Origin of the sequence: Xanthomonas cissicola, assembly GCF_008801575.1 — a bacterium.
Lineage (GTDB): Bacteria > Pseudomonadota > Gammaproteobacteria > Xanthomonadales > Xanthomonadaceae > Xanthomonas > Xanthomonas cissicola.
Map to the genome: position 1 here is coordinate 1 of NZ_VZPL01000123.1, position 5666 is coordinate 5666.

The 5666-nt window shown below is 53.6% G+C and carries 2 tRNA genes and 3 rRNA genes; all 5 read right to left on the reverse strand.

Annotated elements, in window-relative coordinates:
• Nucleotides 1-46: 46 nt before the first annotated feature.
• A 5S ribosomal RNA gene (gene rrf / locus F7R02_RS23800) occupies nucleotides 47-161 on the reverse strand.
• 125 nt (nucleotides 162-286) lie between these two features.
• Nucleotides 287-3167 (reverse strand): 23S ribosomal RNA (locus F7R02_RS23805).
• Between the two features lie 225 nt (nucleotides 3168-3392).
• Nucleotides 3393-3469, reverse strand: a tRNA-Ile gene (locus F7R02_RS23810).
• A gap of 18 nt (nucleotides 3470-3487) precedes the next feature.
• Nucleotides 3488-3563 (reverse strand) — tRNA-Ala (locus F7R02_RS23815).
• A gap of 95 nt (nucleotides 3564-3658) precedes the next feature.
• Nucleotides 3659-5205 (reverse strand): 16S ribosomal RNA (locus F7R02_RS23820).
• The 16S, 23S and 5S rRNA genes sit together here with 2 tRNA genes alongside, the layout of an rRNA operon.
• Nucleotides 5206-5666 lie beyond the last annotated feature (461 nt).

Consider the following 5666-nt stretch of genomic DNA (forward strand, 5'->3'; position numbering starts at 1 on the left):
AAAAAGAAACCCTCAGTCCATTGGACTGAGGGATTCGGGGTAAAGCCCCTGGCGATGACCTACTCTCGCATGGCTTGAGCCACACTACCATCGGCGCAGCTGCGTTTCACTTCCGAGTTCGGGATGGGATCGGGTGGTTCCACAGCGCTAATTTCACCAGGGAGACGGTTGGAGCGTCGCCATCCAAAGATCGGATGAGGCGCGCGTCTCGCAGAGGTAACTTGTGACGTAGCTTGCGTTTGGTGATCTACCAACGTTCGTTGGGACCAAGGCAACTTGAGGTTATATGGTCAAGCCGCACGGATCATTAGTATCAGTTAGCTCAATACATTGCTGTACTTACACACCTGACCTATCAACCACGTAGTCTACATGGTTCCTTTAGGGGGCTTGTGCCCCGGGAAGTCTCATCTTGAGGCGCGCTTCCCGCTTAGATGCTTTCAGCGGTTATCGCTTCCGAACATAGCTACCCGGCAATGCCACTGGCGTGACAACCGGAACACCAGAGGTTCGTCCACTCCGGTCCTCTCGTACTAGGAGCAGCCCCTCTCAAACTTCCAACGCCCATGGCAGATAGGGACCGAACTGTCTCACGACGTTCTGAACCCAGCTCGCGTACCACTTTAAATGGCGAACAGCCATACCCTTGGGACCGACTACAGCCCCAGGATGTGATGAGCCGACATCGAGGTGCCAAACACCGCCGTCGATATGAACTCTTGGGCGGTATCAGCCTGTTATCCCCGGAGTACCTTTTATCCGTTGAGCGATGGCCCTTCCATACAGAACCACCGGATCACTAAGACCTACTTTCGTACCTGCTTGATCCGTCGATCTTGCAGTCAAGCACGCTTATGCCTTTGCACACAGTGCGCGATGTCCGACCGCGCTGAGCGTACCTTCGTGCTCCTCCGTTACTCTTTAGGAGGAGACCGCCCCAGTCAAACTACCCACCATACACGGTCCCTGATCCGGATAACGGACCTAGGTTAGAACGTCAAGCACGACAGGGTGGTATTTCAAGGATGGCTCCACTGCAGCTAGCGCCACAGTTTCATAGCCTCCCACCTATCCTACACAGACGAACTCAACGTTCAGTGTAAAGCTATAGTAAAGGTTCACGGGGTCTTTCCGTCTTGCCACGGGAACGCTGCATCTTCACAGCGATTTCAATTTCACTGAGTCTCGGGTGGAGACAGCGCCGCTGTCGTTACGCCATTCGTGCAGGTCGGAACTTACCCGACAAGGAATTTCGCTACCTTAGGACCGTTATAGTTACGGCCGCCGTTTACTGGGGCTTCGATCAAGAGCTTCGCCTTGCGGCTGACCCCATCAATTAACCTTCCAGCACCGGGCAGGCGTCACACCCTATACGTCCACTTTCGTGTTTGCAGAGTGCTGTGTTTTTGATAAACAGTCGCAGCGGCCTGGTTTCTGCGACCCTCTTCAGCTATAGCTCGCATGAGCCACCAAAAAGGGTGCACCTTCTCCCGAAGTTACGGTGCCATGTTGCCTAGTTCCTTCACCCGAGTTCTCTCAAGCGCCTGAGAATTCTCATCCTACCCACCTGTGTCGGTTTACGGTACGGTCTTCGTGAGCTGAAGCTTAGGAGCTTTTCCTGGAAGCGTGGTATCAGTGACTTCGCCAAAAAGGCTCGTCTCGGTGCTCGGTCTTAAAGGATCCCGGATTTGCCAAAGATCCAAACCTACCGCCTTTCCCCGGGACAACCAACGCCCGGTACACCTAACCTTCTCCGTCCCTCCATCGCACTCACGCGAGGTGCAGGAATATTAACCTGCTTCCCATCGACTACGGCTTTCGCCCTCGCCTTAGGGACCGACTAACCCTGCGTCGATTAACGTTGCGCAAGGAAACCTTGGGCTTTCGGCGTGCGGGCTTTTCACCCGCATTATCGTTACTCATGTCAGCATTCGCACTTCCGATACCTCCAGCAGACTTCTCAATCCACCTTCGCAGGCTTACGGAACGCTCCTCTACCGCGCATAAAACACGTTTTATGCACCCCAAGCTTCGGTTCACTGCTTAGCCCCGTTAAATCTTCCGCGCAGACCGACTCGACCAGTGAGCTATTACGCTTTCTTTAAAGGGTGGCTGCTTCTAAGCCAACCTCCTGGCTGTCTATGCCTTTCCACATCGTTTTCCACTTAGCAGTGAATTTGGGACCTTAGCTGTGGGTCTGGGTTGTTTCCCTTTTCACGACGGACGTTAGCACCCGCCGTGTGTCTCCCATACAGTCCGTCTCGGTATTCGGAGTTTGCAATGGTTTGGTAAGTCGCGATGACCCCCTAGCCATAACAGTGCTCTACCCCCGAGAGGATACATATGAGGCGCTACCTAAATAGCTTTCGAGGAGAACCAGCTATCTCCGGGTTCGATTAGCTTTTCACTCCTAATCACAGCTCATCCCCGTCTTTTGCAACAGACGTGGGTTCGGGCCTCCAGTACCTGTTACGGCACCTTCACCCTGGCCATGACTAGATCACCCGGTTTCGGGTCTACTGCCCACGACTATGCGCCCTTATCAGACTCGGTTTCCCTTCGCCTCCCCTATACGGTTAAGCTTGCCACGAACAGTAAGTCGCTGACCCATTATACAAAAGGTACGCAGTCACTCTTGCGAGCTCCTACTGCTTGTACGCACACGGTTTCAGGATCTATTTCACTCCCCTCTCCGGGGTTCTTTTCGCCTTTCCCTCACGGTACTGGTTCACTATCGGTCGGTCAGGAGTATTTAGCCTTGGAGGATGGTCCCCCCATATTCAGACAGGGTTTCACGTGCCCCGCCCTACTCGTCTTCACTGGAGTGGCCCTTTTAAATACAGGGCTATCACCTTCTATGGCCAATCTTTCCAGATTGTTTTTCTAAAGCCATTCCAGCTTAAGGGCTGCTCCCCGTTCGCTCGTCACTACTTAGGGAATCTCGGTTGATTTCTTTTCCTCCGGTTACTTAGATATTTCAGTTCACCGGGTTCGCTTCCAGCAGCTATGAATTCACTGCAGGATACTGCCAAAGCAGTGGGTTTCCCCATTCGGATATTGCCGGATCAAAGCTTGTTGCCAGCTCCCCGACACTTTTCGCAGGCTACCACGTCCTTCATCGCCTCTGACCGCCTAGGCATCCACCGTGTGCGCTTATTCGCTTGACCATATAACCCCAAGTTGCCTCGGAGCTATCTGCCGTGTTGTGTGGGGTACAAAGCCACCAACGAACATACGACTCAATTATTTAGGGACTCGAAGTCCCCGCCTTAGCCTCAACGACACGTTTAGATAGATATCTCAAACGCTCGCTACGTCACAAGTTATAAAAGAACATGTCTCAGCCTCAACGCTGATCCATATAAATTCTTAAGTGTGCACTACATTCAGAGTGGTGGGTCTGGGAGGACTCGAACCACCGACCTCACCCTTATCAGGGGTGCGCTCTAACCACCTGAGCTACAGACCCAAAGTCGTTTCACTCAAATGGTGGAGCCTGTCGGGATCGAACCGACGACCCCCTGCTTGCAAAGCAGGTGCTCTCCCAGCTGAGCTAAGGCCCCATGATGGGACTTTCGCATACCGGCCTGTGCCGATACGCATCTCTGAATGCAGGTAATTTGTGAGGACGCCCGACAGGACGATGACGTCATGCTCAAAAGGAGGTGATCCAGCCGCACCTTCCGATACGGCTACCTTGTTACGACTTCACCCCAGTCATCGGCCACACCGTGGCAAGCGCCCTCCCGAAGGTTAAGCTACCTGCTTCTGGTGCAACAAACTCCCATGGTGTGACGGGCGGTGTGTACAAGGCCCGGGAACGTATTCACCGCAGCAATGCTGATCTGCGATTACTAGCGATTCCGACTTCATGGAGTCGAGTTGCAGACTCCAATCCGGACTGAGATAGGGTTTCTGGGATTGGCTTGCCCTCGCGGGTTTGCAGCCCTCTGTCCCTACCATTGTAGTACGTGTGTAGCCCTGGTCGTAAGGGCCATGATGACTTGACGTCATCCCCACCTTCCTCCGGTTTGTCACCGGCGGTCTCCTTAGAGTTCCCACCATTACGTGCTGGCAACTAAGGACAAGGGTTGCGCTCGTTGCGGGACTTAACCCAACATCTCACGACACGAGCTGACGACAGCCATGCAGCACCTGTCTCACGGTTCCCGAAGGCACCAATCCATCTCTGGAAAGTTCCGTGGATGTCAAGACCAGGTAAGGTTCTTCGCGTTGCATCGAATTAAACCACATACTCCACCGCTTGTGCGGGCCCCCGTCAATTCCTTTGAGTTTCAGTCTTGCGACCGTACTCCCCAGGCGGCGAACTTAACGCGTTAGCTTCGATACTGCGTGCCAAATTGCACCCAACATCCAGTTCGCATCGTTTAGGGCGTGGACTACCAGGGTATCTAATCCTGTTTGCTCCCCACGCTTTCGTGCCTCAGTGTCAGTGTTGGTCCAGGTAGCCGCCTTCGCCACGGATGTTCCTCCCGATCTCTACGCATTTCACTGCTACACCGGGAATTCCGCTACCCTCTACCACACTCTAGTGACCCAGTATCCACTGCAATTCCCAGGTTGAGCCCAGGGCTTTCACAACAGACTTAAACCACCACCTACGCACGCTTTACGCCCAGTAATTCCGAGTAACGCTTGCACCCTTCGTATTACCGCGGCTGCTGGCACGAAGTTAGCCGGTGCTTATTCTTTGGGTACCGTCAGAACAATCGGGTATTAACCGACTGCTTTTCTTTCCCAACAAAAGGGCTTTACAACCCGAAGGCCTTCTTCACCCACGCGGCATGGCTGGATCAGGCTTGCGCCCATTGTCCAATATTCCCCACTGCTGCCTCCCGTAGGAGTCTGGACCGTGTCTCAGTTCCAGTGTGGCTGATCATCCTCTCAGACCAGCTACGGATCGTCGCCTTGGTGGGCCTTTACCCCGCCAACTAGCTAATCCGACATCGGCTCATTCAACCGCGCGAAGCCCGAAGGTCCTCCGCTTTCACCCGTAGGTCGTATGCGGTATTAGCGTAAGTTTCCCTACGTTATCCCCCACGAAAGAGTAGATTCCGATGTATTCCTCACCCGTCCGCCACTCGCCACCCATAAGAGCAAGCTCTTACTGTGCTGCCGTTCGACTTGCATGTGTTAGGCCTGCCGCCAGCGTTCACTCTGAGCCAGGATCAAACTCTTCACTTAAAATTACATGCCCGAAGGCAAATACTTTAGCTGCAGAAGTCCAACCACTGGCAACTTATCGCTTGCAAAGCAATTAATATGTTGCTTGATTAAACGTCTGCAAGATGGACAATCATCCTTCCTGCAGGCGTCCGCACAAATTACCTGCGCACACTGTCAAAGAACATTGGGAAGTGGCCTCAGCGCCGTTCCCGTCAGCTTCGTCGTTTTCGTCGAAGCGAGCCGCTCATATTATAGCGGACTTTTTCTTGCCGTCAACACCTCATTTCGAGGTGGTTGACGCTGCTTCGTTTGAACCCGAAGGTTTTCTGCGAAGCGAGCCGGCCATATTAGCAGGCTTTTCATCCTCGTCAACCCCTCGTGAAGAGGACGTTGCCGCCGCTGCACCTCCATCCGCCGTAGCGTCTTTCCGTGTAGCGAGCCGCCCATCATAGCCGGCTTTTTCGTTTCGTCAACACCTT